Below are 979 nucleotides of genomic sequence, written 5' to 3'. Positions count from 1 at the left end.
GGCTATGGACGCTGATCGGCCTCACGCTGCTTTCCCTGGTCATCTGGGTGTTCGGTCCGATCGTCAGGGTCGGTCCCTATGAACCGTTCGCCTCTGATAACGTGCGCATCGTCATCATTGCGCTGCTGGTCATCTTCTGGCTGATCTGGCTGATCGTCGCCCAGCGCCGGGCGATCCGCGCCAACCGTATGTTCGTCGCCGAGATTGCCGCGCCGGTGGTGGAAAAGCCGCTCAGACCCGGCGAAGAGAATGTCGCGGCCGTCGGTGCCAAGTTCGCCGAGGTGATGGCCGAACTGAAGCGCCGCAAGCTGGGCGGACGAAAGTTTCTGCGCGAAATGCCATGGTATGTGATCGTCGGGCCGCCGGCCACCGGCAAGACCACGGCCTTGCGGCAGTCCGGGCTGAATTTTCCGATCGACCTCACCGACGACCTGCAGGGGGTCGGCGGCACGCGCAACTGCGACTGGTTCTTTTCAGAACATGCGGTTCTGATCGACACGGCCGGCCGTTATGTCCAGCAGGAGAGCCAGCCCGATGTGGACGCGGTTGAATGGCTGGGCTTCCTCGACCTGTTGAAAAAGCACCGCGGACGCCGCGCGCTGAATGGCGTAATCGTCGCGCTTTCGATCGACGTGCTTTGGGAGGGCGATGAAGCCATCAAGGCGCACGGCCGCAAGATCCGCCGCCGGTTGGCCGAACTCAACGACCGGCTCGAAATCCGCCTTCCGGTCTATCTGATGCTGACCAAGGCCGATCTGATCAAGGGCTTCGAGGCTTTCTTCGGCGGCTTGTCCACGGCTTCGCGCGAGCAGGTATGGGGGACCACCTTCGCGCTGGAAGCGCGTGTCGATGCCAAGACCATTGAACGGGAAATTTCCGCGCTGGCGACGGAACTTGAGCGGAGGCTGGTGCCGCGGCTGGAAGATGAGGACAAACTCGCCGCCCGTGCCGAGATTTTCCGCTTTCCCGCCCAACTGGC

1 protein-coding gene is annotated in these 979 nt (G+C 62.8%); it reads left to right on the top strand.

Annotated elements, in window-relative coordinates; translation table 11 throughout:
* Positions 1-979: type VI secretion system membrane subunit TssM (tssM, locus tag EN925_RS37345; RefSeq protein ID WP_128337436.1), on the top strand; the 979-nt coding region annotated here is incomplete at both ends.

This window comes from Mesorhizobium sp. M7A.F.Ca.US.006.04.2.1 (assembly GCF_004022915.1).
Classification (GTDB): Bacteria; Pseudomonadota; Alphaproteobacteria; order Rhizobiales; family Rhizobiaceae; genus Mesorhizobium; species Mesorhizobium ciceri.
The sequence above is the reverse complement of the archived record's forward strand: the minus strand, read 5'-3'. Positions and strand labels throughout refer to the sequence as shown.